23 protein-coding genes and 2 pseudogenes are annotated in these 26,159 nt (G+C 50.6%); 12 read left to right on the top strand and 13 right to left on the bottom strand.

The window, feature by feature from the left end:
* Nucleotides 1-195: pseudogene (locus tag IQ260_RS07570) on the bottom strand (sensor histidine kinase); the annotation flags it as partial.
* Between the two features lie 136 nt (nt 196-331).
* Between IQ260_RS07570 and IQ260_RS07565 the strand changes: the two are divergent.
* Entirely contained in the window at nt 332-1,009 is a 678-nt protein-coding gene (locus tag IQ260_RS07565) for a response regulator transcription factor (RefSeq protein WP_193992305.1), read from the top strand.
* A gap of 4 nt (nt 1,010-1,013) precedes the next feature.
* Here IQ260_RS07565 and IQ260_RS07560 read toward each other — a convergent pair whose 3' ends face one another.
* Nucleotides 1,014-3,488 (bottom strand): GAF domain-containing protein, encoded by a 2,475-nt coding sequence (locus tag IQ260_RS07560; protein WP_193992303.1) that lies wholly within the window; start codon nt 3,486-3,488, stop codon nt 1,014-1,016.
* Nucleotides 3,489-4,071: 583 nt separating this feature from the next.
* Here IQ260_RS07560 and IQ260_RS07555 point away from each other — a divergent pair.
* Nucleotides 4,072-4,809, top strand: coding sequence for a hypothetical protein (locus tag IQ260_RS07555; protein WP_193992301.1), 738 nt, complete (start codon nt 4,072-4,074; stop codon nt 4,807-4,809).
* Between the two features lie 131 nt (nt 4,810-4,940).
* On the top strand, nt 4,941-6,887 hold the full coding sequence (gene dnaG / locus IQ260_RS07550) for a DNA primase (RefSeq protein WP_193992300.1): 1,947 nt from the start codon (nt 4,941-4,943) through the stop codon (nt 6,885-6,887).
* An 18-nt stretch (nt 6,888-6,905) separates the two neighbouring features.
* Here dnaG and IQ260_RS07545 read toward each other — a convergent pair whose 3' ends face one another.
* Together IQ260_RS07545 and IQ260_RS07540 are read right to left on the bottom strand one after the other, a co-directional pair.
* Complete coding sequence (locus tag IQ260_RS07545; RefSeq protein ID WP_193992299.1) at nt 6,906-7,148, bottom strand: hypothetical protein; 243 nt, start codon at nt 7,146-7,148, stop codon at nt 6,906-6,908.
* Between the two features lie 85 nt (nt 7,149-7,233).
* Complete coding sequence (locus tag IQ260_RS07540) at nt 7,234-8,424, bottom strand: C39 family peptidase (protein WP_193992298.1); 1,191 nt, start codon at nt 8,422-8,424, stop codon at nt 7,234-7,236.
* Between IQ260_RS07540 and IQ260_RS07535 the strand changes: the two genes are divergently transcribed.
* Nucleotides 8,423-8,884, top strand: a complete 462-nt coding sequence (locus IQ260_RS07535; RefSeq protein WP_228015682.1) for a YraN family protein — start codon at nt 8,423-8,425, stop codon at nt 8,882-8,884. The two genes, IQ260_RS07540 and IQ260_RS07535, sit on opposite strands and share 2 nt — an antisense overlap.
* Before the next feature lie 32 nt (nt 8,885-8,916).
* Here IQ260_RS07535 and IQ260_RS07530 read toward each other — a convergent pair whose 3' ends face one another.
* Complete coding sequence (locus IQ260_RS07530) at nt 8,917-9,306, bottom strand: hypothetical protein (protein WP_193992297.1); 390 nt, start codon at nt 9,304-9,306, stop codon at nt 8,917-8,919.
* A 159-nt stretch (nt 9,307-9,465) separates the two neighbouring features.
* Between IQ260_RS07530 and queA the strand changes: the two genes are divergently transcribed.
* Together queA and IQ260_RS07520 are read left to right on the top strand one after the other, a co-directional pair.
* On the top strand, nt 9,466-10,611 hold the full coding sequence (gene queA / locus IQ260_RS07525) for a tRNA preQ1(34) S-adenosylmethionine ribosyltransferase-isomerase QueA (protein ID WP_193992296.1): 1,146 nt from the start codon (nt 9,466-9,468) through the stop codon (nt 10,609-10,611).
* 245 nt (nt 10,612-10,856) lie between these two features.
* Nucleotides 10,857-12,545, top strand: a complete 1,689-nt coding sequence (locus IQ260_RS07520; protein ID WP_193992295.1) for an ATP-binding protein — start codon at nt 10,857-10,859, stop codon at nt 12,543-12,545.
* A gap of 194 nt (nt 12,546-12,739) precedes the next feature.
* Here IQ260_RS07520 and IQ260_RS07515 read toward each other — a convergent pair whose 3' ends face one another.
* Nucleotides 12,740-14,392, bottom strand: coding sequence for an FAD-dependent oxidoreductase (locus tag IQ260_RS07515; RefSeq protein WP_193992294.1), 1,653 nt, complete (start codon nt 14,390-14,392; stop codon nt 12,740-12,742).
* 124 nt (nt 14,393-14,516) lie between these two features.
* Between IQ260_RS07515 and IQ260_RS07510 the strand changes: the two genes are divergently transcribed.
* Nucleotides 14,517-15,299, top strand: a complete 783-nt coding sequence (locus IQ260_RS07510; protein ID WP_193992292.1) for a phytanoyl-CoA dioxygenase family protein — start codon at nt 14,517-14,519, stop codon at nt 15,297-15,299.
* 57 nt (nt 15,300-15,356) lie between these two features.
* Here the strand turns inward: IQ260_RS07510 and IQ260_RS07505 are convergent, their stop codons facing one another.
* The 3 genes from IQ260_RS07505 to IQ260_RS07495 all read right to left on the bottom strand — a co-directional run bounded on the left by IQ260_RS07505 (nt 15,357) and on the right by IQ260_RS07495 (nt 17,573).
* Nucleotides 15,357-16,103, bottom strand: coding sequence for an anti-sigma factor (locus IQ260_RS07505; protein ID WP_193992290.1), 747 nt, complete (start codon nt 16,101-16,103; stop codon nt 15,357-15,359).
* Between the two features lie 26 nt (nt 16,104-16,129).
* Complete coding sequence (locus tag IQ260_RS07500; RefSeq protein WP_193992288.1) at nt 16,130-16,711, bottom strand: sigma-70 family RNA polymerase sigma factor; 582 nt, start codon at nt 16,709-16,711, stop codon at nt 16,130-16,132.
* Between the two features lie 328 nt (nt 16,712-17,039).
* The gene (locus IQ260_RS07495; protein WP_193992286.1) at nt 17,040-17,573 is read right to left on the bottom strand and encodes a CHRD domain-containing protein; all 534 of its coding nucleotides are present in this window, start codon (nt 17,571-17,573) and stop codon (nt 17,040-17,042) included.
* Nucleotides 17,574-17,732: 159 nt separating this feature from the next.
* On the opposite strand from IQ260_RS07495, the gene IQ260_RS07490 reads away from it, so the two are divergent.
* Nucleotides 17,733-19,100, top strand: a complete 1,368-nt coding sequence (locus IQ260_RS07490) for an MATE family efflux transporter (RefSeq protein ID WP_193992284.1) — start codon at nt 17,733-17,735, stop codon at nt 19,098-19,100.
* A 49-nt stretch (nt 19,101-19,149) separates the two neighbouring features.
* Here the strand turns inward: IQ260_RS07490 and IQ260_RS07485 are convergent, their stop codons facing one another.
* A complete protein-coding gene (locus IQ260_RS07485; RefSeq protein ID WP_193992282.1) occupies nt 19,150-20,010 on the bottom strand; it encodes a DUF1361 domain-containing protein in 861 nt (286 codons plus the stop codon).
* Between the two features lie 100 nt (nt 20,011-20,110).
* Nucleotides 20,111-20,602, bottom strand: coding sequence for a molybdenum cofactor biosynthesis protein MoaE (locus IQ260_RS07480; RefSeq protein ID WP_193992280.1), 492 nt, complete (start codon nt 20,600-20,602; stop codon nt 20,111-20,113).
* 162 nt (nt 20,603-20,764) lie between these two features.
* Here IQ260_RS07480 and IQ260_RS07475 point away from each other — a divergent pair, with 162 nt between their 5' ends.
* Complete coding sequence (locus tag IQ260_RS07475; protein ID WP_193992279.1) at nt 20,765-21,037, top strand: GIY-YIG nuclease family protein; 273 nt, start codon at nt 20,765-20,767, stop codon at nt 21,035-21,037.
* Nucleotides 21,038-21,047: 10 nt separating this feature from the next.
* Here the strand turns inward: IQ260_RS07475 and argC are convergent, their stop codons facing one another.
* On the bottom strand, nt 21,048-22,007 hold the full coding sequence (gene argC, locus IQ260_RS07470; RefSeq protein WP_193992277.1) for an N-acetyl-gamma-glutamyl-phosphate reductase: 960 nt from the start codon (nt 22,005-22,007) through the stop codon (nt 21,048-21,050).
* Nucleotides 22,008-22,109: 102 nt separating this feature from the next.
* Here argC and IQ260_RS07465 point away from each other — a divergent pair, with 102 nt between their 5' ends.
* Entirely contained in the window at nt 22,110-23,597 is a 1,488-nt protein-coding gene (locus IQ260_RS07465; protein WP_193992276.1) for a serine/threonine protein kinase, read from the top strand.
* Between the two features lie 83 nt (nt 23,598-23,680).
* Complete coding sequence (locus IQ260_RS07460) at nt 23,681-24,166, top strand: hypothetical protein (RefSeq protein WP_228015680.1); 486 nt, start codon at nt 23,681-23,683, stop codon at nt 24,164-24,166.
* Between the two features lie 9 nt (nt 24,167-24,175).
* Here IQ260_RS07460 and IQ260_RS07455 read toward each other — a convergent pair whose 3' ends face one another.
* Nucleotides 24,176-24,964 (bottom strand): ion transporter, encoded by a 789-nt coding sequence (locus IQ260_RS07455; protein ID WP_193992275.1) that lies wholly within the window; start codon nt 24,962-24,964, stop codon nt 24,176-24,178.
* Between the two features lie 861 nt (nt 24,965-25,825).
* On the opposite strand from IQ260_RS07455, the pseudogene psaA reads away from it, so the two are divergent.
* Nucleotides 25,826-26,159: pseudogene (gene psaA / locus IQ260_RS07450) on the top strand (photosystem I core protein PsaA); the annotation flags it as partial.

Raw genomic sequence — 26,159 nt, 5'->3', positions numbered from 1 at the left:
GCTGGCTTCTGCTTCTGCGATCGCAACCAGTAATCCATTCAAATAGGTATAGGCATTCCCCTCTAGCTCGACCCACTCAGACGGATACACCCGATTGACGATGGCATTGCGGGCGAGTAGCGCCGTACCCAGAAGCGTTGCGATCGCAACGCCAAACCCCATCGTTAGCCATTGCTGAGTGCGAGAAAAGGTCATCGGACAGTCGCCTCTGTTAGTCACCTCTGTTAAAAGGCATCTACACTAAATCATCAGCTTGCAGGATCCACCATAGTCTAGACAGCTCGATTTAACCGTCGTTATAGTCGAAGTAAGCAACTTTAAACGTTTTCCCATGCGCATTCTCTTAGTCGAAGATGATCTGCAGCTAGGTGAAGGATTAACTGAAGCGCTAACTGATGAAGGCCATGTCGTAGACTGGGTAACCGATGGTGAAATGGGTTGGATTCAGGCAACGGATTTAACCTATGACCTGATGATACTGGATGTCATGCTGCCTAAGATCAACGGTATCCATCTCTGCAGGCGGCTGCGGGAGGCCGGTCGGCGGTTACCCATCTTGATGCTGACTGCCCGCGATACCAATACGGATAAAGTGGCAGGTCTAGATGCAGGGGCCGATGACTATGTGGTCAAACCCTTTGACTTACTAGAATTACTGGCTCGACTGCGAGCCCTGCTGCGGCGCGGTACCTTGAGCGATACAGGCACCCTGCTGGTGTGGGAACAGGCGCAACTCGATGCAGCCACCCACGAAGTTTTTTACGATGGGACTCCCCTGCAGCTAACTCCCAAGGAGTTTAGCCTACTGGAGCTGTTTTTACGCAGCGGTCGTCGGGTATTAAGCCGGTCGGTCCTGATTGATCAGTGCTGGGCAGCCCAGGCGCTCCCCGATGAGGAAACTGTCAAATCCCATCTCAAAAGTCTGCGCCAAAAATTGAGAAAGGCGGGGGCACCGTCAGATTTTATTGAAACGGTCCATGGTGTAGGCTATCGCCTGAAACAGCTCTAGGGTATTAGTCTGTTATCTTGACGGGTAGCTCAATGACAAATTCGGTCCCTTCACCCAAAACCGAAGAACAATAAAACTGCCCCTGATGGTCCCCGGTCACAATTTTGTAGCTAATAGATAGGCCCATCCCCGTCCCAATCCCCACGGGTTTGGTTGTAAAGAATGGGTTAAAGATTTTGTCTTGGGTTTCTGGCGTCATGCCAATACCATTGTCTCGGAATTTGATCTCAACTATCTCAGAGGATACAACTGTTGTGGTAATGATGAGACAACCCTGATACTCAGGAGATACTTTTTGCTGTTCTTCAATGGCATCAATTCCATTGACTAACAAGTTCATAAATACCTGGTTAAGCAACCCGCCATAACACTCAACCAATGGCAGTTTGCCATAAGCCTTGACAACTTCAATGGTGGGCTTTCCGGCTCGACCGTTTAAACGATTTTGCAAAATCACTAAGGTGTTATCAATGCTGTTATGAATGTTAAATGCTTTAACGCCTTCCTGTTGGGCATAAGAAAATGTGCGTAATGATTGCACAATTGTTTGAATTCGAGTTGCGCCCGTCTGCATAGAGTTGATCAGATGAGGAAAGTCTTCAAGCGTATATCGAATGTCTACCGCTTCAATAAATTCTGAAATTTCTGGATGGGCTGTTGGATAGTGTTTTTGGTAGAGTGAAATTAACCGGGACAGATCGTCTATATACTCTTGACACGGCTTTAAATTGCCATAGATAAAACTGACTGGGTTGTTGATTTCATGGGCAACACCCGCGACCAGCTGTCCAAGGCTGGACATTTTCTCCGATTGAATCAGCTGTAACTGGGTGTCTTGGAGCTGCTGGTAAGAGGCTTGAAGATCGGCGGTACGAGCGACTACTTTAGCTTCAAGGTCTTGGTTAAGGTGTTCGAGGGCATCAATTGCTTTTTGACGCTCTAGTTCAGCGGTGGCTCGGGCGGCAAAAGAACGGATGAGTTTTTCGGCTCGGTCTGAATGCTCTAGCGGTTTGCGGTCCAGAATACAAAGATGTCCGACCACGTCTCCGTGAGAGTCTTGCATGGCAAAGCCAAGATAGCTCTCGGCTCCCAAACTAGCTAAATCTGAATCCTTAGGGAATAGCTCCTGGACGGACTGGCTACAATGAAATTCACCCGCCTGCAGCACTTGCTCACAGGGAGTGCCCACTATCGGATATTCATAGGTGGGCTGTAGCACCTGATCGGCAACGAACGCCAATGTGCGCAGCGTATCACCATGGCGCTCGGCCAGAATAGCATGGGCAACTCCCAGGGATTCTGTTAGCTGCATCACAGAGATAGGAAAAAAATCAGCTCCCGTTTTGGTCGCGGTGACCTCAAGTAGTTTTTGCAATTGTTGCTCAGCTTTGCGGCGCTCTTCTAGTTCGGACTGGGCCCGTTCGTGGGCTTGCGCCTGCTGCACTGAGATCGCAACCTGTACCCCCAGCTGACGTACTAACTCAACGTCTTCAGGGCGCCACTGCCGAGGTCCATGCCGCTCACTGGTCAGGATCAGCCCCCAAATTTCGCCTTCAACGATAATGGGCACTATCATCTTGGAGCGAATGTCAAAACCACTCAGCATGTCCTGATGACATACCGTCATTTCCCTTTCGTAAATGTCATTGACAATGCGTACCTTGCCTTGGCGGTAGGGTTCAAGCCATTCAGGGGTAACACAGGGATCGCGGACTTCGCTGTGGAGCACCGATCGCGATGGATCATCAATGGATTCAGCAATGACTTTACCGGTGAGGTCCGAGCGCAGACGATAGGTAATGACGCGATCGCACCCCAATACCGTTTGTAATTCAGCCACGGTTGTCTCTAAAACAGTTTGCACATCCAGCGACGAGTGAACCTGGGCAATGATTTTATTCATCACTTGCTCTCGCTGCATTGAACGGCTCGGATGTGAGGGTGGCAGTGCTTTGGGCTGTGGCTGAGCAGCAGCGATGGGAGCGCGCACAGGTGCCACAGATTGCACCTGACTGACTAAGGCAATGGCGTGCACTTCTTCGTAGGTCAGCAGACCGGCAAGCTGATTGTGCTCATCTACGATCACAATTGGACGGAGCCGATGCTGGCGCAGTAAATTCAAGGGCGTGTAGAGTTCCGTCAACGCGGATTCGCTGAGGGTGGCAAAGGGTTGAGTGATGCACTGAGCGATGGTGGGTGCTGGACCGACTAGGTGGTTGCAGGCAAGCAGGTCTTGAGCCGTCAGCAGGCCAATAATTTTCTGATGCTCCATCACGACTAAATATCGCGATCGCAGTTCATCATGGAGTTCTCGCGTAACAAAATCAACTCGATAGGTCTTCAGCTTTTCCTGGGGGACCAGACAGGGCTTGTGGGGGTTCTCTAGATGAGTAATCGCGTCCTGAAGTGTGGTTTGTGGCGTAACCACTGTTGGGTTACGCGTAATAGCAGATTTGATATCAAGGACAACGGAAGACATCTTACAGAAAAATACTAAAGTGGCTGATATGTGTTAGCGCTTGATTTACTCTGCATAAGAAAATCGTACAGCTCTACATCTATTCAACTGTAGAGTTTTGCCATAATTCACGATTACCCATCACCACTAGCAATCTGGAAAAACCCGGCAGGAATCCGGATACAAGATGCGTTCTAATGCTCAGATTAGTAAATTGTAACGGTTTTATCACCGGAGAAGCCTTAATCCGTACTGACTTGTAAACGACCCATAAGGTTTCAGTAGAGCACAAATAAAACATCACAGCGTTGCTGAGCCCCAGCATGCGTTCGCCAAGACTTGGCTAGTAGCGAACGTTACAAATTGGTTTATCCATGAGCCCTGCGATGTGTCTGTATTCGAGGCTACCAATCACTGGCTATTAGTTTGATTTTGTGGGCTTATAGGCGTTCCGTAGAGTGCCTCTGCAGATCAATTTTTTGAATCTTATCAAGTCCTTATTCCTGACCTAACCGATATCTCCCCGAATTATTCCTCAGATTTTCCCAAACCACTTTCTAACGTAGAGAAGTCGCATCAAGGAAATGTTGATTTCTAAAAGATTATGAAACTTAAACTTTTGTCTACGTTACTAGGCGCGATTTCACTGCTGGCTATGCCCCGCCCCGTCCAGGCAGAGGAAGCGGCCTGTCCGACCAAATATGATGGCATCGAACTGAGCGAGACTCAAACAACAGAATTACAAGCATTGCAAGGAGAATTAGACAATCAAATCACTGGAATTCTGGCCGATTCTGAGGCGGACTCTCCTGAAGCAGAAGAGACACTAGCTCAATTAGAAGAAGAGTTTGACAGTCAGGTTACTGCGCTCCTTTCTCCTGAACAAGAGGAACAGGTGAACCAGTTAGATGCCTGGGCCGAAGATCAAATGGCTACCATTGCCCCTGAGTTACTTACAGAGGAGGCAGATCCGGCCTTAACGCCCGATCAAGAAGCGGCATTGAATTCCCTTGAAGAACAGTATGATCAATACTTCCAAAGTCTCCTAACCCCCGAACAACAGCAGCAAGTGGGGATGATCGAAGAAGAGTTTGATGCGGAAGTAGATGCCTCTGGCCTGGGTCCCAGTGCTGAGCAAGAAGCTAGCATTGAGATGGCCGAAGCTGCCTTTGAACAAGATGTAATGGCGCTATTGACCGATGAACAACATCAGCAAATTGACGACAATCTAGCCGCTTGCGCTGAATCGGTTCCTGAATCTGAGCCTGAAGCTGTTCCTGACCCGGTCTCTGAGCCTGAAGCTGTTCCTGATCCGACCTCTGAGCCGACAGAAAAATTCTAGGGCAGCTCTAATAGGCCTAGTTATACCTTGTCTTCAGAACAAACGTTCCCTGAGCGAAGTCGAAGGGAACGTTTGTTCATTCAGGGGTGCTTGGGAAGAGCATATGATAGTCATATGCCATTAATGCCCGCATGAGTTCACCCCGCATCCATCCAGATACTATCGATGATGTTCGCCAGCGTGCGGATATCGTCGATGTGGTGTCTGAGCATGTGGTGCTTAAAAAGCAGGGCAAGGACTTTACCGGGCTGTGTCCATTTCACGATGATAAGTCCCCCAGCTTTAGCGTCAGCCCGTCTAAACAGTTTTACTACTGCTTTAGCTGTGGAGCCGGGGGCAATGCCTTTAAGTTTTTGATGGAGCTGGGCCAGCAGTCATTTGCTGAGGTGGTACTGGACCTGGCACGACGCTATCAGGTTCCGGTTAAAACTCTAGAACCGGCAAAGCAGCAGGAATATCAGCGTAAGGTCACACTGCGGGAGCAGCTGTTTGAAATTCTGACGGTGACTGCCAAGTTTTATGAGCATGCGCTGTATCAAAGTGCAGGGCAAGAGGCGTTAGAGTATTTGCGATCGCAGCGCCAATTTAGCGACGACATCCTCAAACACTTTACCTTTGGCTATGCCCCTGATGGCTGGCAGGCCCTCTATGTCTATCTGGTCGAGCAAAAGCATTACTCCGTCAAACTGGTGGAACAGGCGGGGCTGGTGGTACCCAACAAAAATGGCACTGGCTACTACGACCGTTTTCGCAATCGGGTGATGGTGCCGATTTACGACCCGAACGGGCGCATCATTGGCTTTGGTGGCCGTGGTTTAGGGGATGAAAAGCCCAAGTATCTCAACTCGCCAGAAACCGAGCTGTTTGATAAAAGTAAAACGCTGTATGGGTTAGACAAAGCGAAGGGTGCGATCGCAAAGCAAGACCGTGCCATTGTCGTCGAGGGCTATTTCGATGTGGTTGCCCTCCACGCGGCAGGCATCACCAACGCAGTCGCATCCCTGGGTACGGCCCTCAATGCGGGGCAGGTGCGCCAGCTGCTGCGCTACACCGAGTCCAAGCAAATCGTATTTAACTTTGATGCCGATGCGGCTGGCATCAAGGCCGCCCAGCGAGCCATTGGCGAAGTGGCTGAAATGGCCCACCGAGGCGATGTCCAGCTGCGAATTCTGAATATCCCCGATGGCAAGGACCCGGACGACTACCTGAGGACTCACGTTGCCGATGAATACCATGCCCTGGTCGAAGCCGCTCCTTTATGGCTCGACTGGCAAATTCAACAAACCCTACAGCCCCTCGACCTAAAACAGGCTGATCAGTTTCAAACAGCGTCCCAAGATATCGTCAAACTACTAGCGGATATTGCCAACGCTGACACCCGTACCCACTATATTCGCCACTGTGCCGAAATCTTTAGCCAGGGCGATGCCCGCCTCGTACCGCTGCTAGCCGAGAATTTTTTGGCCCAGGTCCGGCGTCAGCGCCGTTCGCCTGAAGAGGCCCAAAAAAAGTTCAAGGTCGCCATCAAAAAAAGTGCCCTAGAGGAGGCAGAGGGCTGGCTATTGCGGGTTTATATTCACATACCTAAAAATCGTGAGGCCGTTAAACAGGCCCTTGAAGAACGCGATTTACAACTGAGCTTTTCCCACCATCGTGCCCTCTGGCGCATGATGCTGCAGTGGCAGGTGGCAGATGACGCCCAGGAACCCTCTCCTGTCGGGCTGCTGGAACAACTACGCAACCTCGCATCAGAATCTACTGGCCCGCTTTCTCAGGTTCATCACCTACTCTATCTCGACGAAAAGACCCAGCGAGATATTCTCCGCGCGCCATTGATTATCCGAGCAGCTGTGGCCTGTATGGAAAAAACGCTGTGCGAAAAGCGCTATCGCTACTTTCTCAAACTTTGGGAAGAAACCGACCTAGAAACCCAGCCCAATGAATGCGCCTACTATCACAAACAAAGCTACGCCGAAAAAAAACGGATTGCCGAATTAGACCAAGAGCGACAGGTCGCCTTCGAAGATTTGGCCAGTCTGCCCTGGGTCGGCGAGTTCTATGGCCAGCTGGATGGGTAATGGCCTATCTGTCCGTAACTATCGGCCCGTAACCGTAGAAATAATCACCGTCACTGTCGCTGCCGCAATCAGGCTAAAGGCCAGCTGCACCACCCACTGGGTCGCTTTTTGGTACGTCTCGAATTTCTGATTAAAGGCCCTGACTTCATCCTTATACTCGGAAACTTCTTCCCTAAAGTCAGAAACATCACCTTTCAGTGTGCGTAGTTCTTCGAGTACTTGGTTTTGAGAATCCTGTGAGCTATCTGCGGCAGCGGTCATGATGGGCTCTCTTCATTCGAAGCATGGCTGTGTTCTACGATCATACTTCCCAAAATAGTTGGACGCCCTCAGGTAGCTGCCCGCATTACTTACGAGCGCCCTTGAAGATGCGTCCCCAGCCGCTGCCAGGGCCTTCTACTTCAAAGCGAGCCCCTAGATTTTTATAGCTGTAGTGACGATAGGAGCCATCGGTGGAGCCAGGATAGCCGCCGTTGACTAAGTCCATATCTCCGTAGGGATCGTGGATAAACATGCCAGTGTCATCGTAGCCCACGGCCAAAATCATATGGCCACCGCCCCGAGGGCTGCTGACCGGACCTTTGTGTAAGACACCTAGAACCACCGGACGGCCTGCATCCAGTTCTTTTTTGACATCATTCATAGAGAGGGCAGTGTGCCACTCAGACTTAACGCCTAGACTTGATAGGGCATGGGTCTGGGCTCCATGGTCTGTAGTGTCACCATAGGCTTCTACCTTAGGCAGGTAAAAATTAAGATCTGCATTTTGGTCTTCGCCGCACTCTTCCCATAGGGCTGTTTTCATATACAGCGCCCCCATCCAGCAGCTGGCGGTGTTGCAGGTGCGATGGGCCTGGGCCGCATTATCACGCTGCGAAAAATACATGACAGGCAGCTTTTTGCCTTTTTGGGCTGGTTTTTTGGCCGGCGCTTTGGCCGTAGGTTTAGCGCTTTTGGCCGCTACCGGAGCGACTGCCGTTACCAACCCTTGTTTTTGGAGATGTTTGAGAATGCCAGCAGCACCCATTTCTGAGCTTTTTTGGGCTAAGACATTGGTGCGACCCCACACCCATGTGGACTGGGTACCGGAGCCATCCTGAAAGCCATTCCAAAGGTCAAACCCCCAGAGATAAGCTGCTAAGGTGCGGATGGTTGCCTGGTGATATTTTTTCGCAATGAGCACATCCGCGACCTGCTTTTCAAATAGGGCAGGCTCTCGAAAATTCCACTCTTTGTAATGCAAAATGCCAGCGAACCACCAGGGTACAGTGGTCGCTTTTTCTATGGCGTCGTAGTGCGATCGCAGTGCCACCATCCGCTTAGCAATCCCGTGGACTAACCCCAGAGACTCTGAGCCCACGGCGCATCGCTCAAACGCCTGCTGATACTCAGTGTGAATGTCTGCTTTCAGTGTTTGGCTCATAACGTCGTCTACTGGGAACCCTAAGAGATCTGTGCCCATGGTACCCAGTTTGTAGAAGAATTTTAAGCCAGCAGTACTTGATGTTACATCCAGCCCCTGGGGAACTCTGGCCATGGAATTATGGCGTCCAGACATGGCTGATCAAGACTTGGGAATATATGGGGAGCAGCTGGTCCAGGACTGGCTCACCCAGGAAGGTTGGGAGATTCTTTATCGGCGCTGGCACTGCCGCTGGGGGGAGCTAGACATCGTTGCCCAGGGCTATAACGCCCAGGGGGGCAAGCTCAGTAGCCAGATGTTGGCCTTTGTCGAGGTCAAAACCCGGAGCCAGGGTAACTGGGACTTAGATGGATTGCTGTCCATTACCCGCGCTAAACAACGCAAACTCTGGACCACAGCTCGCCTATTTTTGACCCGTCATCCTCACCTGGCTCACATGCCCTGTCGCTTAGATGTGGCCTTAGTCAGCTGCCATCAGCACCAGCCTAAAGTCACCAAAGCTTGTCTGCAGCTACCAGATGGGCAACGATACCTGGCACTGCAGGACTATTTAGTCAATGCGATTGAACGGTAGATCTATTAGCCATGGGGAATTGATAACGCGCCCTAGGCCAACGTCTCGGGACAATAGCCTAGTCCCTCAACAAACTGTTTGCGAAATTCTTCGATCTCGTAGCGATCGGGTTTGCCATGGGAAACAACGGCGACCTGATAGCGGCGCATGACATCTACGGCGGTTTGCCCCGTTTCCAACCCCCACAGGGCCATACGGATGCGATAACCAGGTTTAGAGCGGCCACCCACCTCATCTAGAAAAGCTTGAAAATTAGAGGCAGTATCTGGTGCGACGCTCTCATGCAGCCTAATGCGCAGGATCCAACCGTCGATACGGTGGATGACGCTTACAAATTCTAGGGGTAGTTGAGTCAGGCGATGCAACCGTTCAACAACCCGGAGAACAAGACTGGCATTGGATAGATAGTAAACGTAATCCATAGGTATAAAGCGGTGCTACAGTCTAGATCGTTTGAGTCATGTAGGCAGCCGGTCCACAGAACATATAGTAACAGTCTGGCATTAAATCTATCGGCTGCGTAAAGCTGATGATCAGCCTTTATAAAAAATCAACGCTATCTCGTCTGTTGTTCTTTTCCCATGTCTTTATCCAATAGCTTCCCCACATATTCCGGCAACCCATTTGAGCAACAGCAAGCCAACAATGATTATTCATTGGCGGCCTACCAATATAACTTGCCGACAGGGCTGATTGCGCAGGAACCTGCCACCCCGAGAGATAATTCTCGACTGATGGTGGTGTCCTCAAAAACTGAGCATCAGCATGTTCATTTTAAGGACTTATCCAGCTTTCTGTGTCCTGGAGATCTGCTTATTCTCAATAATACGCGAGTCATACCAGCGCGAATATATGGCCATAAACCCAGTGGAGCTAAGGTTGAAGTTTTATTGCTAGAGCCGCGTCCCCCGCACCAATGGTTGGCTCTGGTCAAACCTGGCAGACGCTTACAGCCAGGTAGCATGATTCATTTTGGGCCTGATTTAGATAACCCCTTGCTAAAGGCCCATGTGGAGGCGTGCGATCGCAATACCAACGGTCGATTGCTCACCTTTACCTCCACAACAGAGACCCCCGTAGATACCCTTTTGGAGACATTGGGTGAAGTCCCACTGCCCCCCTACATTACTCAGTCCCAGGCCGATCCTGAGCAGTACCAAACCATTTATGCCCAACACCCTGGTGCCGTCGCTGCTCCCACGGCTGGACTGCACTTTACCCCCGAGGTTTTTCAGTCACTGGACCAAAAGGGAATTCAGCGGGCCGAGGTGACCCTGCATGTGGGGTTGGGCACCTTTCGTCCGGTGGAAGCCGAGGCGATTACCGATCACCAAATGCACGCAGAGTGGGTAGATTTGCCCCAGGCGACTGTGGACCTGATCCAAAAAACAAAGGCCCAGGGCAATCGCGTTTTTGCTGTCGGTACAACCAGCGTGCGTACGCTGGAGGGGGTGGCCACCCAAGAGGGAGGTCTTAAAGCCTATCGAGGTCCGGTCAATTTATTTATCTATCCTGGATACGACTGGAAAGTGGTGGATGGTTTGATCACAAATTTTCACCTGCCCGGATCTAGCCTGCTCATGTTGGTTAGTGCGCTTGTGGGGCGTCAGCGGCTGATGGACCTTTATCAAGAGGCGATTTCCCAAGCCTACCGATTTTATTCTTTTGGTGATGCCATGGTTATTTTGCCGGATGCTTGTCATCACATACGGGGAACTCAGCCATAGCCCATACGTCATTTTCCATGTCCCCCATGGAGAGCGTGCCGTCGTGCCTGCTTCATTTCGAAGCTGCGCTGCGAGGCCGTTCTCCCTTTCTTACTTAGATTTGTCGGCCCTTCCCGGACGTTACGGCGAACGTTTGACAAAGGCGGGATGTAAAGACAGGGTTACTTTCAAGCAATACAGGTTTACTATAGTGGGTGATGTTGGCTTTTGACCTGACTACAGGTCGCTTATGCTACTGCACCGCTATGACCCGAAAGGCCCCCAGAGATCTCAACCCAGTTATTGGTACCGTCAAGGGTCCCGGTGAAGACGGTAATCAATACGTTTTTATTACTGCTGATAATAAGCGGGTCAAAATTGGTGAATTTGTCTTTTATGAGATCGATGCGCCTGATAGTGATGGCTCATGGGAAATTTTAGGCAAGATCTCTGAGCGTCGACTCATTGATCATCTGCCTGACCGGATTTTTGCTGATACTCAGATTAGTCCTGAGACCATTGCTTCGTTGATTGGGTTTACTTATCCCAATCCAGAAATTTATGAAGTCACGGTGGATGTGATTGGGTACTTCCACCCAGCCCTTGGCTTTATTAATCCTCGGATTACCCCTGACCCAGGGGCAAAGGTCTCCATTACAGCCGATGATCGTCTGCAGCAGGTTGTTAACAAAAAGCAGCCGGGAGATGTGGGCTCGGCTCAGATTGGATCTTTGCTCCTGCGTCCGGGGGGAGCCGTGCCTGTCACCCTGGATGTAAAAGAAATTGTCAGCACCCACATGGCTATTTTGGCCGGTACCGGCTCGGGAAAAAGCTACACCGCCGGGGTGCTGATCGAAGAGTTTTTGCAGCCCTATAATCGGGCAGCGGTGCTAATTTTTGATCCCCACGGCGAGTACAACACGCTGTCAGAAATGCGGGGGCATCCAGCTTTTCAGGCCAGCGATGGCTACGCTCCCAAGGTCCAAATTCTCACCCCCGACGATATTCAAATTCGGATGTCGTCCCTGGACTATTACGACATTCTCACCCTGTTGCCTGAAATGAGTGATCGGCAGCAGTCTATTCTCAATAAGGCGTTTACTATCTTAGGTAAACACAAGCGGGGCGACTACCGTTGGAACGTTAACGACCTAATTGCGGCAGTCTATGAGGCGGATACCACAGCTGACGATGAAGGAAATGATAAGGTCGGCTCCTCAGCTCCAGCCCTAGAATGGAAGCTAGATCGGCTGGCCCGCTCTCCCTACTTTCACCAGGTCAACCACATGGCTCCCCGCGATTTATTTGAGCCAGGGCAGGTAACCGTGCTGCAGATGAATGAAATCAGCCAAGAGGAGCAGCAGGTAATCTGTGCAGCGGTTCTGCGTCAGGGCTATCATGCCCGCATCAACACCGCCCGCGACAAAATCGAAGAGGGGGCCGAAAACTATCTCCCATTTCCTGTTTTTGTGCTAGTCGAAGAGGCGCACCGGTTTGCACCGGCTAAGGAACCATCGCGATGTAAGGCTGTCCTCAGGACTATCCTCAGTGAAGGTCGTAAGTTTGGTTTGGGAGTGGGGCTGATCACCCAGCGACCAGGAAAGCTGGATTCTGATGTGCTCTCCCAGTGTATGAGCCAGTTTCTGATGCGCATTGTTAACCCGGTAGACCAGGAGAGTCTCAAGTATGGGGTGGAAGCGGCTGGACGAGACCTGCTCAAGGAGCTACCGGCTCTCACCAAAGGTCAGGTGATTATATCCGGGGCCTGTGTAAATACCCCCGTGCTTTGCCAGGTGCGAAAACGCCTCACCCAGCATGGTGGCGAAACTCTCAACGCTCCCCATGAGTGGCAAAACTATTTTCAAAAGCATCGTCTTCGCACTCAGCAAATTAAGGATGCGCCAGTGGCGGCTAAGCCTAAGGCCACCACGTTTAAAGGTGTCAGCATTGAGTGAATCTTTGCTATGTGACGTTCCAGTTGTAGAGAGCTTATGTCCACACCACAGATAAAGACAGAGGCCATTGTGATACCGGCTAAAACGCTGACTAACTTTTGTCAGCCAGCCATAATACCCCTATCCAAAGTTTTTTGAGCTTCATTTCCCTACACTTTTAGAATGAACTCCATTCAAATTAGAGCCTTAACATGCTATACATTCGCCAAGTGTCGATGGACAAACTGCACGCAGATCGACCCCTCACCGACACCAGAGGCCACTCGCTTCACCGACCCATGGCGTACGTCTCCTACTGCAAAGATTCCTGGCACATTGGTCTCTAGCAAAAAGCGATCGCGCTCTAGGGGCCAGGATACTCCATCAGGAATATCGGCTCCGCTGTAAATAAAGCCGCGCTGATCTCGCTGTACGACACCATCGAGCCAGTCTGTACTCGGTGTTGCCCCAATAAAAATAAACAGCGAATTGGCCTTAAAGGTCTTAATCTCATCAGACTGAGAGTCTTTGACCAAAATCTCCTCTAGCCGGTCACCCCCCTTGGCCTCTACAACAGAGTGAAACGGCATTACCTCAATGTTGTCAGTTTCAGCAATCTGATCGATTAAGTACTGTGACATACTCTTGGTGAGCGACTCGCCCCGCACCAGCATGCGGACCTTGCTGGCATACTTCGAAAAATACATCGCAGCCTGACCGGCTGAGTTGGCTCCGCCTACGACATACACATCTTCATCCTGACAGGCTTTTGCCTCCGTCTGGGCCGCACCGTAGTAAATACCAGCGCCTGTAAACTGCTCTACGCCGGGGACATTTAATCGACGCCACGCCACGCCCATAGCCAGAATCAGCGCATGACAGCTAATTTCGCTGCCGTCTGACAGGGAGACAATGCGGTAGTTGTCCTCTAATCGGATGCCTGTGACTTCCTGCGGTGTCAAAATCTCAACACCAAATCGCTTGGCCTGGGTGACAGCTCGACGGGCCAGATCGCTACCGCTGAGTCCAACTGGAAACCCTAGATAGTTCTCAATACGCGAGCTGGTTCCCGCCTGACCGCCAGGAGCTTCCCGCTCAACCATCACGGTTCGCAATCCTTCTGAGGCACCGTAAACAGCAGCAGCCAGCCCAGCCGGACCGCCGCCCACAATCAACAGGTCATAAAACGGGTTCTCGGCCTCGGTTTGCATGCCTACGTTCTGGGCCAGATCGGCTGTACTGGGCTTGACCAGCTTCTCGCCATCGGGCAGCAGTACCAGCGGCAGACAGGGATTATCTTTCTCCCCCGCATAGGCCACGAGCTGTTGAGCCTCCTGATTGGATTCGATATCTAGCCAGCGGTAGGGAATCTGGTTACGTGAGAGAAAATCCCGCAGCGCGTGGGACTGTGGCGACCAGCGATCGCTAATCACTTTTACCCCCTGAAACTCTGGCTTAAATGTGGCCTGCCAGTCCTGGATCAGGTCGTCTAACACCGGATATAGCTTTTCCTCTGGCGGATCCCAGGGCTTGAGCAAATAATAATCTAGCTGTGCTGTATTAATCGCATCAATGGCTGCATTCGTATCGGCGTAGGCTGTCAGTAATGCCCGCTTGGCCTTTGGAAAGATTTCTGAGCCCTGGTTCAAAAACTCAACGCCGCTCATCCCTGGCATCCGCTGGTCTGCCAGAAATAGCGCCACCGTATTGCCGCGCAGCTTGAGCTGCTGCGTGACGTCTAGCGCCGTTGCCCCTGAGTCAGCTCGTACAATGCGAAAGCGATCACCATACTGCTTACGCAGATCACGGGCAATCGCCTGGAGTACGGCGGGATCATCATCAATCGTCAGAATAACAGGCTTATCCATGGAGCAGGGGCTAGTTTATTGATCGCATTCTGACAAATTCTAAGCCGTCTTTGCATCAGAATGACTAGACTTTGATCATAGACAAAATCATCGGGTGAATTCTAGCCGTTTTCAATCAAACCCCATGGATGCGAGTAACCAGTTTGAGACACAGGGGCACGTCATTTTAAGAAATTTCTTCACGCAAGAAGAAATCGATCAAATTAGCCAGATTGTTGACCGGATCTACAGCCAGTGGCAAGCGGAAAATCATCACGCCCTGATCGAGCAACAACTGATCAATATGCATTCGCTAACACACCCTAAATATTTCGAAGGTCATAGCCACGAGCGACTCCAGTTCTTCAACCTAATTGCTTCCGCCAAGCTCACCCATGCCCTAGAACGCATATTTGATACAGATATTTACTTTCACAATACACAGCTATTCTTTAACCCGCACCAAGCAGGAAAACAGCCTTACTGGCATCGTGATCTGCAATACAGTCCCATTGATGATGCGATACAGGCTGCCGAGCAGGCTAACATGCTCAGCCTCCATGTGCGCATTCCTCTAGTCGCCGAGAAAGGCGTAGAACTCATTCCCGATAGCCATCTTCGCTGGGATACCGAGTTAGAAAGAAACGTACGGTTCGAGTTAAATGGCCATCACAATCACGAAGATCTACCGGGCTCAGTCCTAGTCGATCTCGCGCCGGGAGATATTTTAATTTTTAGCGCACAGCTTATCCACCGAGGCAATTACGCTCTCAATTCAGCTCGAAAAGCTCTAGACCTCTGCATAGGAAGCCCCCACCCTTTGGTTCTAGGTTTTCTAGACAAAACGGGATTACCCACTGATGAGGAAATCCAACTCATTCGCAATCGCTCCTGGTATTACCTAGCACGAGAACTGGCTGCTGGCTAAAAATAGAAAACTAGCATGCCAATATCCGGCATCCTTTCCTAGAGATTGAACTTTGGTTTAAATTAAATTTTCCATCAGAATCGGGCTAGCTTCATGGCGCTGGGGGGCTTCGGCAGATTCAATGGTGATTGAGATCGCACGAATCCACTGAAAATTTTGATACACCCCAGGTAGAGGAATCTGCAGTGACACCTGGCCCTGCTCATCTACCGTAAATGTCTGGGTTAAAATTGCATTTTTGGCATCTTTGGTAAAGGGGGCCTCCGGCTGTAGCACCGTCCAAAGTGCATACACTTTACCATCGGGCAATACAGACAGATTCTCGCCAGTCAATGTCGCTTGGAGAGTAATCGGATCAATCTCTACTAAAACAGCACTGGTTTTAGGAACAGCATCGGTCGCTGACGTTAAGACTACGGTGCGTCCCACAGCGGGTTGCAGCTGCGACAGCTGCGCCTGCATCGTTTGTAGGGAGCGCCATAGCACAATATTACTAAGGCCTAGCCCGGCCACTAAACTAGCCGCCAACAGCCCCCAGGGATTAAGCTGCCATCGACGAGAGCGAGATACAGGGGGTACCGACGATGAGCCCAAGATTCTCTCATATAGGTGAGCAGGAGGGGAAATCTCTGGTGGCCCATAGGCCTGCTCTAAGGTTTGCTGCAGTTGCTCAATCTCTTGAACAATCATCGGATTGTCCGCTACTAATGCGGCTAGCGACGTAGCCTCCTCTGGAGTCAGATCATAGAGCACATAGCCTGCGATTAGACGCTGTAGCTCATTTTCCGAGGGTGATTTAGTCATACTGTTGCTACCCCTAGTGACATCCCCTAATCCAGCTGACTTTTTAAAATCTGTTGTAGTTTGAGCAGTCCCCGACGCGCTCTTGTTTTTACGGTACCCAATGGAGTTGCTAACTTCTCCGCAATTTTGGCCTGAGTCAGTCCTTCGTAATAGGCCAATTGCAGGACCTGTCGCTGGCTGTCGGACAGCTGGGACAACGCTGCTTGCACATGCTGCTGCTGCTCTTGTTGGGTCACATCAGCCAGCGGGGGCGATGACATATTACTAGCATGACTACGCTGCAGCCGCTGAATGGATCGCTGCATTGCCTGTCGCGATCGCGCTTGGTCGATGGCACGGGAGCGGGTGAGCATGGCAACATAGGTCCGCAAAGACCCCCGCGCAGGATCGTAGGTTGCTCCCTTAACGAGATGAAAAAAAATGTCGTGGGTTAAATCTTCAGCTTCTTCAGCATTTTTTAGAATATTAAAAGCAATGCCATAGACTAAACCGGCGTGGCGAGCATAAAGCTTTCCCAACGCTTTAGAACTGCCTCGAATACTTTCCAACCAGAGTTGAGTATCGGTTAGTTCGACATACTTTCTAGGGGTAGAGTCCTCAAAATCCATAGACTCTAGATAACCGGAAACCACTACAGCTCATGGTACCTTTTAGCCCACACGTTTATCGGCTGTCGCTAACAAATAGTCCATAGTCCAACAAGATCATCGAGCCACAGAACAGATAGTCCAACTCAACGCTGAGTGAATCCTTATAGGCATAGCTATGGCAACAGTAACCGTGCCATAGCTGCACTATCGTTTAGGATTCTGCCATCGTCGGGCAACCTAAGGGACCGGCCATACCAAGACATCGCTGTTGCCGCCCGAATAGCTAACAGCTAGCGATTACCTCAGATCTATACCTTCAGAAAGGAACCACGCTTTGTTGCTTTGTTTAGTGAGAATGACTCGGGCCGCTTAGCTGTCCACGAATTGCCCCATTAGGAAACTGGGGATTGTGAATCTTAATATAGAAATCTCCGGGATTCTGCAGAATTCTTTGCACAATACCAGCCTCACCAGTGGGAAATTTGCCTTCTTCACCCTCGGTTAAACAATCCCCTGCATCACCGTCCTCTGGACCGGCCAATGCGGCAACAACCGGACCATTCTCATCCATCGCGCCCTCATGAATATGGGCCGCCATGCCATCGCCGACTGGCACCAGCTGAATGCCTGAGACTTCCATCGTATAGCACAGGGTGGTTTCATCACCGTCAATGCCAAACACATAGGCTTCTCCCATCCCTGTTGCATCGCCCACCTGCTGGGTTAGATCGCCATCACTAGCAACTACCGCACTGCCATCTAGTACGGTACTCAGTACAACATTAGTATGTCCCGCATAGGCATTTTGAGGAAGCGTCATCCCCACTCCCAAAATCAGGGCACCTAAAGGAAAACGAACATTGCGAAGCATATTTTTCATAGGTTGAATCGTCCTGAATCATCAATTCATGCACAGCGGTAGGACAATCGAGACCGTGGCTTCAACGCCGCTCTATTCATCCTACCTACGGGTCTAGTACGGGCGACTACCTCGTTTGGATTCATGTAACTATACTGAGCAAGTACCCACCGTTCTTTCATGAATCGCAAACTCACCGAAGGCCCCGTCGGCAGGCAACTCCTAACCCTCACCATTCCTATGGTCTGGGGTGTTTTTGCCATCATTGCTTTTAACCTAGTTGACACCTACTTTGTCGGTCAGCTCGGCACTGAGCAGCTGGCCGCCATGAGCTTTACCTTTCCGGTCGTCATGACCTTTGGCAGTCTGGCTATGGGGCTGGGCATCGGTGCCTCTTCCGTCATCGCCCGCGCCATTGGCGAAGGCGACATGAGCCGCGTCCAACGCTTCACGACCAATAGCCTTACCCTAGCAGTCACGGCGGTCATTGTTTTTGTGTGCATGGGTCTGCTCACCATCGACCCGCTGTTTAAAGCACTTGGGGCCGGACCTGACACGCTGCCCTACGTGCGCGACTACATGCGCATCTGGTACTTTGGCATGGTCTTTTTGGTGGTGCCTATGGTCGGCAACAGCGCTATCCGCGCCGCAGGCAATACGCTAACCCCTAGTATTATCATGACCCTGTCGGCTGCCGTCAACATTGTTCTTGATCCGCTCTTAATTACTGGGGCTCTAGGCTTTCCCCGTCTAGAAATTCAAGGCGCAGCCATCGCTACCGTCATTGCCCGTGCCACCACCTTAGTCGCGGCTCTGCTCGTGCTTCGTTTCAAAGAAAATCTTCTCTCTAACCAGTTTCCAGACATCAATGAGACTCTCTGGTGCTGGAAAGATATTCTTACTGTTGGTCTCCCAGCTGCCGCCTCCAGCATGATTACGCCCATTTCCATCGGTGTGATTACTAGCTTCCTTGCTATCCATGGACCCGCTGCTGTAGCTGGTTTTGGGGTAGCGTCACGATTAGAATCTTTTGCCTTGATTACTGTTCTGGCCCTGTCTGCTAGCATGGGGCCGTTTGTTGGCCAAAACTGGGGCGCGCAGAAAACTAGCCGCGTGCGTTTGGCTATGCGTCAAAGCTTTGTGTTCTGTATAGGCTGGGGATTGTTGATGGCCGTTGGTCTAGGTCTGGGGGGACGAGTCTTGTCAACGCTCTTTAACCAAGATCCTAACGTCATCGCCGTTGCTACCCAGTATCTATGGCTCGTTCCCATTAGCTACGGTGCCGCCGGTATCATCCAGGTGAGCAGTGCCGCCTTTAACGCCATGGGTAAGCCTGTCCCCTCCATCGTCATGACTATTATCCGCATGTTTGTCCTCTATATTCCGCTGGCCTATATTGGTAGCCGGATTGCAGGGCCTACAGGAATTTTTGCGGCAGCGCTGGTGTCAAACTTAGGGGTGGGTCTAGGGGCCTATTGGTGGAATCGTCGGATCTGTTGGCACCCGGCTACGATCCAGAAAACACCGCAAGAAGCTGTGAACCAGTAGCGCTGACCATAGCTGGCTTGAATCTTGTTTTTGAGCCATCAAGTGCCCTTTAATCAAGGGCGCTCAGCCCTCTACGAGCGTAGTGGATTCTGAGCTTTAGTCCTAGGGTGACTTGCTTCATCAGCCAATAGAGCACTGTCAGCAGAATAAACGAGAAGACAATCACTGCCAGCGGTCGCTTTGATGTGAGGGTATTGAGGGTACTTGCCAAAACACTAGTCGGATCGACAACAACATCCCAGCTATTAAGGCGAATAAAACGGCCCAGATAAATGCCCACAGCACACAGAGCATGTATGCTCAGCTCAACAGGCAGCGTCAGGGCTTGCAAGCCTTTTTGTCTTAGATAAAAGCTGACGTTGAGAAGAGAAAGGACATAGGCTTCAAACCCCAGCACAATGGCGGTCATGTGCATGGGAATAAATAAGAAAGTAATCACCCAGATCTTAATGGTGCCAGAGCTGGCACCGCGCAGCAGGTGAATAATATCGGTTAAAACATAGGGAGCATTGGGTAGAAAGGCAATAAACGTTGCCAGTCCTATCCACCACAGCCACAGCTTTGATGTATGCGACAGTTTAAACAATAAAATACTGATGCCGAGTGCTACTACCATGACGCCCGCTAGCCAAACCAGCTGCAGCATGGTGCCAGGATCGCCAGCCTGAATATTGCTGATTGCACCAGACATAGCCCATCTAAGTCTGGGGATTCTGGACTTGAGCCCAACAATGCCAATGAGAGCGGTGCCAAAACATGCGATCGCAAACCAAATCGGAGGAATCGCCTTGCGTCGAAATAGCCGAAAGCTCAGCAGCATGGGAATAAAAGCCAGAAACAGGTTCCACCAGATCCAGCCGTTATAGACATTATTGAGTCCCTGGTAAATGTCGAGAGCTATCCAGCGCATAAACCTATCAATCCAATACCAAATATTACAGTTCTACTACCGCTGAACGATCAATTCGGTGAACTATCACGAGCGGAGTAGTCAAAAACGAGACAGAGAATTATTCATCTTCAGTCTCGCAAGCGCCAATGCTGACCCAGCTTGTCGATCCATCCTGCCAAATCTCTTTTTTCCAAATAGGTGCATTATGTTTTAGCGTATCGATAGCATATTGACAGGCCGCAAAGGCTTCTGAGCGATGGGGGCACCCTACTGCTACGAGTACGCTAATCTCTCCCACGGTGAGCTTACCGGTGCGATGGTGAATCACTACATGGGTGACATCTGACCAGCGCTGACGAATCTCTGCTGCAATCTGTTTAAAGACGGCCACGGCCATAGGCTCATAGGCCTGATACTCTAAAGCAACAACGGTTTTGCCCTCGGTGTTGTTGCGGACCATGCCGCTCATGACAACAACAGCACCATTGGCGGCGTCATCGGCTAGACGATACGACTCTTCTAACGATAGGGGAGCAAATGTGATGGCAAAACTATCGGCATCATTTGTCTGGGTTTGAACATCAGGGTTAAAGGGTAGACCAACAGTCATAGGGGGGTATGCCGACAGATGCGGAAAATAAACGTTACTTATTGTAGATAGTCCATTGGAAGTTGAAAAACATCACAATATTGATAAGTTCACTGACTCCAAGGGGAAAATTAGCTAAAACCCCTTTTACTAACCGTCCAGCTATCAGGGATAACGGCTATCATGAGTTCTGGAATTTTTGCGGTAGCGACCATCGGTAATTATCGTTTGTATGTCGGTGAATCCCATCAGCTCAAACCGCGCTGGACAAAAATGATGACCTTGCTGGCCCAAGGCACATTTCCATCTCAAAAAATCCAGCAGGCTTGGGAGGAATCTAGTAAAGACCGGCGGTTTACGTTTCATACGGCCAAAGAAATTTCTGACGATGCGAAACTATTTAACTATCGTCAGTTTTTGAAAGATACGGAGTCGGACCGGGAGCTTGCGCCTTGAGGGCTGCATCTCACAAGCCTCTACTTTCCGGAAGTCCTAGCATGAGGTTCATATTTTGAACGGCTGCACCTGAGGCTCCTTTGCCAAGGTTGTCTAACCGGGCGGCAATTAGGGCTTCGTGGGTGTCGTCATTGGCAAACACAAACAGCTGTACCTGGTTGGTGCCGTTGGCGGCTTTGGTGTCGAGAAACTTGCGATCGCGCAGTCCCTCTACATCCCCTAACCCATGCACTTGAATAAACGGAGCGTCTGCATAATAGGCGGCCAGAGCATCGTGCAGCTGCTGCCCCGTCGGTGGATTTTCCAACGTCCACAACGGCAGCGGCATCTGGACCAGCATGCCCTGCTCAAAGGCCCCCACCGCTGGCAAAAACAGCGGCGTGTGATCCAGCCCTGAATACTTGTGCATCTCCTGCACATGCTTGTGGCCAAAGGTGAGACCGTACACCCCATAGGGATAGTCCGGTTCCGGTTCGCCCCAATAGCCAGCGTAGGCCTCCATCATTTTGCGACCACCGCCGGAATAGCCAGAAATGGCATTGATCGTCACCGGAAAGCTAGCTGGCAGTAGCCCAGCACTGACCAACGGTTTAATCGCAGCGAGAAACCCCGTGGGATAACACCCCGGATTACTGACCCGATGGGACGTGGCAATGGCCTGTCGCTGGCCCGGAGCCAGTTCTGGAAAACCGTATACCCAATCTGGATCGGTGCGATGGGCGGTGCTCGCATCCAAAATTTTGACCGTGGGACTGGAAACTTGTGCCACCACTTCCAGGGCGGCCGCATCTGGCAAACACAGGATCGCTAGATCCACGGAGTCAATCAGCCGGGCTCGCTCTGCCACATCTTTACGCTTGGCAGGGTCAATGCTAACCACCGTGACATCCTGCCGCTGAGCTAGGCGTGAATAGATCTGCAGTCCGGTGGTGCCCGCTTCACCATCGATAAAAACCCTGGGCTGAACCATGCTCAAACTCCCTCTATATCCGTTGCGGCACTGGGAGTCATTCTAAACCCGCTACCGGCGCTATTCAATCGGGCATTCTGATCCCAACCCACCAATACTTCCATGGTTTCCACCCGCGCTTTACAACCGCCTCGATTACACAACCGCTATAGTATTCAGCACACGTTGGGGGCCAGACTCGGACGCAGAACGCTGCTAGGGTACGACCACAGCCGCAGCTGTCAGGTTGTGATCAAATATCTGTGCGTTGATGATCCGCTGATGCCTAAAGATATTGATCGGTTTCGCACCGAAATCGCAGTCCTCAAAACCCTGGATCATCCGTCGATTCCGGCCTATTTAGATGATTTTGAGGTGAATGAGCAGGGCTATAACGGTCTGATGCTAGTGCAAGCCTATATTGAGGGCCAATCGCTCTATGCCCTGGTTAACGCTCAGCGGCAGTTTGCTGAACCTGAGCTGCGATCGCTAGCTCGACAAATGCTAGAGATCCTTGACTATCTGCACCACCATCAGCCCATCATTATTCACCGCGATATTAAACCTAGCAGTCTAGTCCTGGGCACTTCTTCCGGCACCAGCCTAGGCCATGTCTACTTAGTGGATTTGGGTCTAGTGCAGTACTCCCACCAACAGCAGACAGCTGGGAGTCAGGCCGAACCCATTTTGATCTCAGGCACCCCTGGCTATCGTCCCCCTGAACAGCTAGGAGATAGAGCCGTACCCGCCACCGATCTTTACAGTCTAGGAGCCACACTGGTGCATCTGGCTACGGGCCAACACCCCAGCCACTTACCCCAGCGAGGCCTGCGTATTTTATTTAGTCAAGAGCTAGGCCATGTGAGTCGACCGCTAAAGTCTTGGCTCCGCTGGCTGACCCAGCCTAAACAACATAAACGCCCCGGATCGGTTCAATCCGCTCTTTATGGCCTAGAGCAAGCAGATAAGATCTTTGCTCCGCAGCGGTTGTCGCTCGGGGGACTGGGGCATTGCTGTCAACGGGCATTGCTAGAGACCATGGCCCCTGCAAAGACCCAGCTCAAGCTGTTGGAATACAGCCAAACCCTGGAGGTACTACTGCCCCCACTGGGGTGGAAAAACCTTCAGTTTTGTCTGGTTTTTCTCCAAACAGTAATCAACGCGGTGGGAGTATGTCTTGTGGGGCAAGGTTTACTATACCTATGGCCTCAGCTGATCGGTATTGGGCAACAGTTACTGACCACAGGTATAGGTATAGGCTGGATATACCTCAGTTTACGTTGGGGCTACCGAGGTGCCCAAACACTAGTGACCATGCTGTTGCGACAGATTAGCATTCAGCTATTGCCCGACATTATATTGTTGGGCTACCGATTTCCCTGCCGACCTGTGGACTATCAGATCAATACCTACAAACAGGACATTGAAGATATCGATCTTCAACCGGGCGGTTCTACGATTATGTTTCACCTGCGTCGCAACCGCACCATCGTCGGCAAATTAGACTATGCCCTGGTGGCTAAGGATATCGGGGTGACCCAGTCAGAGATTTGTTGGATCAACGATATTCTGCAGCTGTGGTTAAAACAGGGAGTCTCTCAAACCGCTTAATTTTGCCGTTGGCCGACCATACACCGGCTGTCCCTATTCCCCTAAACTGAATGGCATCGCTGTGATTATTTCCCTGGCTTCCTATGCCCCAGTTCGCGACCCCTCAGGATCAGCGCTATGCCCAGGCGCTGATGCAGCCTGCCCTGATTCGTATTATTGATAACATTCGTAAACAGCTGGAGGTGTCCGATTGGGCTGGCTCCTATCGGGATGACATGCGCTGGCCCGCTGAGGCCACCGCTGAACAAAAACAGCAATATTTGGCTTTGCAAGATATGCTTGAAACCGCCACACCGGAAGAGCATGACCAAATTCAATCCAATTTAGCTCAGCTACCGTCGCCCGAACATTTGTATACGCTATGTCTGACTAAACAGGACCAGCAGCAAGAAATTGATGTTTGGCAGCTTTGCTACCGACTTTGTAATGCAGCTAACACGAATGAGGAGCCCATTACGGTTGATATGAGTCTGTTTAATTTAGAGCTGGGGGATGTGGATTGGATTGCGCTAGACCAAAAAGCACAGCGACTGGTTACACAAGTCTTTCAGGCGGTGACATCGAGTTAGCTAACCAGTCTAGCTAACCGGCAGTTTGGCACCACAGCGGCGACAGTAAACGGCATCGGTTTCATGGTTTGATAAACCGCAGTTTTGACAGCGAATGTTACTGACGGCCTGCATCTGGTTGATGTTTTGAATCAGATGACCGATCTGGCTGGGAATTAGGGCAATACCGGTCAAAATCATCATGACGGTGAGGGTACGTCCAGCCTCAGATACAGGCGTGACGTCGCCGTAGCCAACGGTGGTCATGGTGACCACGGCAAAATACATGGCGTCTAGAAAGGTGCGAAAGATCTGGGGGGCAATGGGATGTTCTACCTGATAAATGGCTCCTGAGTAAATAAATATGATGGAAAACAAGGTAAAAACGATGCGGGCAATGATCAGCCCCTCTCGACCGAGCCAGTGCTCTTCTTCTAGAAATCGGGCTAGCTTAAGAATCCGTAACCAGCGGATCAGCCGTAGCGATCGCATGTCAAACACCCCCGCTAGCACCGGCACAATTCCCACCAGATCCACCAGGGCATAGGGACTGATGGCATAGCGCCACGGTCGTTCAGCGGCCCACAGGCGCACCCCGTACTCTAAGACAAACAGGACCAAAATCAGCCAGTCTAAACGCTTGAGCGCGGTGTGGGTCGCTGGAGATAGGGGATAGGTTTCAGCAACAAATAAACCTGCTGAGATCAGGATGAGGGCTGCGATCGCAATATTTACCCCCAGACCCAGACCCGTTTCTGCCTCTTCTAACTCAGCTCGCACTCGCTGCCGCAGCGTCTCCTCTGATTGCTTTGTTAACATGCCCTATCCTCATCACCACAGCATGACCAAAAGCATACGTCCGCTTGGCAAATATCATCGCAGTAGCGTAAAAATTGCCCCAGCCGCTCTTTTTGCAGCAGCAGCGCTGTAAGTACGGAAACGTTAAATTTTAGTGTGAAGTTATATAGAGAAAAGCTATCTAAACAATAGAAAAAAATCTAGAAACCTATGGGTTAGGAGTTCCAATCCAAGATTTATCTCAATGCTTAAGTCCTTAATAGAACAATCCTTGCATTAAACTCAGGCTGCGATTTGGAGGCGACGTTAGCTGCTAAAACTCTCTGAATCAAAGGACTCAAGGGGTTTATTTTATTTTTTAATAATTGTGTGAGCAATTACTCCTAGGCTTAACGTTTTTTTGTAAACAAGGTTAACTTCTGCAACACAGGTGAGTCTTTTGCGATTCTGAGACTGTAGTTTAGTGACTAATCAGATCTGTATGGCTCCATTCTTGTTTTGTCTTGGGGCCTGCTTGGATTCTTGGATATTCCAAGAATGGAGTTTTTTTCCACTTCACGTCGGACATTAATCAATCTCTGAAACAAAACCAAATTTGATGACTGAATCCTTGGATGTTTTAAGACACGTCTGAGTTTTCTAAGGTTCGTCACTAGAAACAGTTGGTATTTTTCTGAGCCCTCTATTTTCAGGGGTTTCCGTCACTTCCTCTTGTTTCTCCTCAGTGTGCGGCCAGTGTTTTCTGCACAGGTTTTCTCTTTGTGCAGATTCTGTGCAGAAAATCTCCTTGTAAATGGGTTTTCTCTTTGTGCAGATTCTGTGCAGATATGTTGTTGAGATTGAATTTTCCGTGTTTTCTTAGGGAAAGAGAGGAGAGTTCGAATGACCATAAGTCCCCCGGAACCGGGGCAAAAAGTTAAGGTTGTGGTTGATGACGCCCCTACCCCTGCCACATTTGAGCGGTGGGGTAAGCCGGGGCACTTTAGTCGAACATTGGCCAGAGGTCCAAAGACAACAACTTGGATTTGGGATCTACACGCCGATGCCCACGATTTTGACAGCCACACAAGCGATTTAGAAGATATCTCCCGAAAGATATTCAGCGCCCATTTTGGCCATTTAGCCGTTGTATTTATATGGCTAAGCGGCATGTATTTTCATGGTGCTAAGTTTTCAAATTTTGAGGCATGGTTAACCAATCCAACCGCCATTAAAC

The sequence above is a fragment of the Leptolyngbya cf. ectocarpi LEGE 11479 genome (genome assembly GCF_015207065.1).
Lineage (GTDB): Bacteria > Cyanobacteriota > Cyanobacteriia > Phormidesmidales > Phormidesmidaceae > Leptothoe > Leptothoe ectocarpi.
Note: the sequence above shows the minus strand (reverse complement) of the source record. Positions and strands in the feature narration are given on the sequence as shown.

What these genes read in the sequence shown, in the direction of transcription:
- IQ260_RS07565 (WP_193992305.1), top strand. Translation starts at nt 332, where the DNA reads ATGCGCATTCTCTTAGTCGAAGATGATCTGCAGCTAGGTGAAGGATTA.
- IQ260_RS07560 (WP_193992303.1), bottom strand. Translation starts at nt 3,488, where the DNA reads ATGTCTTCCGTTGTCCTTGATATCAAATCTGCTATTACGCGTAACCCA.
- IQ260_RS07555 (WP_193992301.1), top strand. Translation starts at nt 4,072, where the DNA reads ATGAAACTTAAACTTTTGTCTACGTTACTAGGCGCGATTTCACTGCTG.
- dnaG (WP_193992300.1), top strand. Translation starts at nt 4,941, where the DNA reads ATGAGTTCACCCCGCATCCATCCAGATACTATCGATGATGTTCGCCAG.
- IQ260_RS07545 (WP_193992299.1), bottom strand. Translation starts at nt 7,148, where the DNA reads ATGACCGCTGCCGCAGATAGCTCACAGGATTCTCAAAACCAAGTACTC.
- IQ260_RS07535 (WP_228015682.1), top strand. Translation starts at nt 8,423, where the DNA reads ATGGAATTATGGCGTCCAGACATGGCTGATCAAGACTTGGGAATATAT.
- IQ260_RS07540 (WP_193992298.1), bottom strand. Translation starts at nt 8,424, where the DNA reads ATGGCCAGAGTTCCCCAGGGGCTGGATGTAACATCAAGTACTGCTGGC.
- IQ260_RS07530 (WP_193992297.1), bottom strand. Translation starts at nt 9,306, where the DNA reads ATGGATTACGTTTACTATCTATCCAATGCCAGTCTTGTTCTCCGGGTT.
- queA (WP_193992296.1), top strand. Translation starts at nt 9,466, where the DNA reads ATGTCTTTATCCAATAGCTTCCCCACATATTCCGGCAACCCATTTGAG.
- IQ260_RS07520 (WP_193992295.1), top strand. Translation starts at nt 10,857, where the DNA reads ATGACCCGAAAGGCCCCCAGAGATCTCAACCCAGTTATTGGTACCGTC.
- IQ260_RS07515 (WP_193992294.1), bottom strand. Translation starts at nt 14,392, where the DNA reads ATGGATAAGCCTGTTATTCTGACGATTGATGATGATCCCGCCGTACTC.
- IQ260_RS07510 (WP_193992292.1), top strand. Translation starts at nt 14,517, where the DNA reads ATGGATGCGAGTAACCAGTTTGAGACACAGGGGCACGTCATTTTAAGA.
- IQ260_RS07505 (WP_193992290.1), bottom strand. Translation starts at nt 16,103, where the DNA reads ATGACTAAATCACCCTCGGAAAATGAGCTACAGCGTCTAATCGCAGGC.
- IQ260_RS07500 (WP_193992288.1), bottom strand. Translation starts at nt 16,711, where the DNA reads ATGGATTTTGAGGACTCTACCCCTAGAAAGTATGTCGAACTAACCGAT.
- IQ260_RS07495 (WP_193992286.1), bottom strand. Translation starts at nt 17,573, where the DNA reads ATGAAAAATATGCTTCGCAATGTTCGTTTTCCTTTAGGTGCCCTGATT.
- IQ260_RS07490 (WP_193992284.1), top strand. Translation starts at nt 17,733, where the DNA reads ATGAATCGCAAACTCACCGAAGGCCCCGTCGGCAGGCAACTCCTAACC.
- IQ260_RS07485 (WP_193992282.1), bottom strand. Translation starts at nt 20,010, where the DNA reads ATGCGCTGGATAGCTCTCGACATTTACCAGGGACTCAATAATGTCTAT.
- IQ260_RS07480 (WP_193992280.1), bottom strand. Translation starts at nt 20,602, where the DNA reads ATGACTGTTGGTCTACCCTTTAACCCTGATGTTCAAACCCAGACAAAT.
- IQ260_RS07475 (WP_193992279.1), top strand. Translation starts at nt 20,765, where the DNA reads ATGAGTTCTGGAATTTTTGCGGTAGCGACCATCGGTAATTATCGTTTG.
- argC (WP_193992277.1), bottom strand. Translation starts at nt 22,007, where the DNA reads ATGGTTCAGCCCAGGGTTTTTATCGATGGTGAAGCGGGCACCACCGGA.
- IQ260_RS07465 (WP_193992276.1), top strand. Translation starts at nt 22,110, where the DNA reads ATGGTTTCCACCCGCGCTTTACAACCGCCTCGATTACACAACCGCTAT.
- IQ260_RS07460 (WP_228015680.1), top strand. Translation starts at nt 23,681, where the DNA reads ATGCCCCAGTTCGCGACCCCTCAGGATCAGCGCTATGCCCAGGCGCTG.
- IQ260_RS07455 (WP_193992275.1), bottom strand. Translation starts at nt 24,964, where the DNA reads ATGTTAACAAAGCAATCAGAGGAGACGCTGCGGCAGCGAGTGCGAGCT.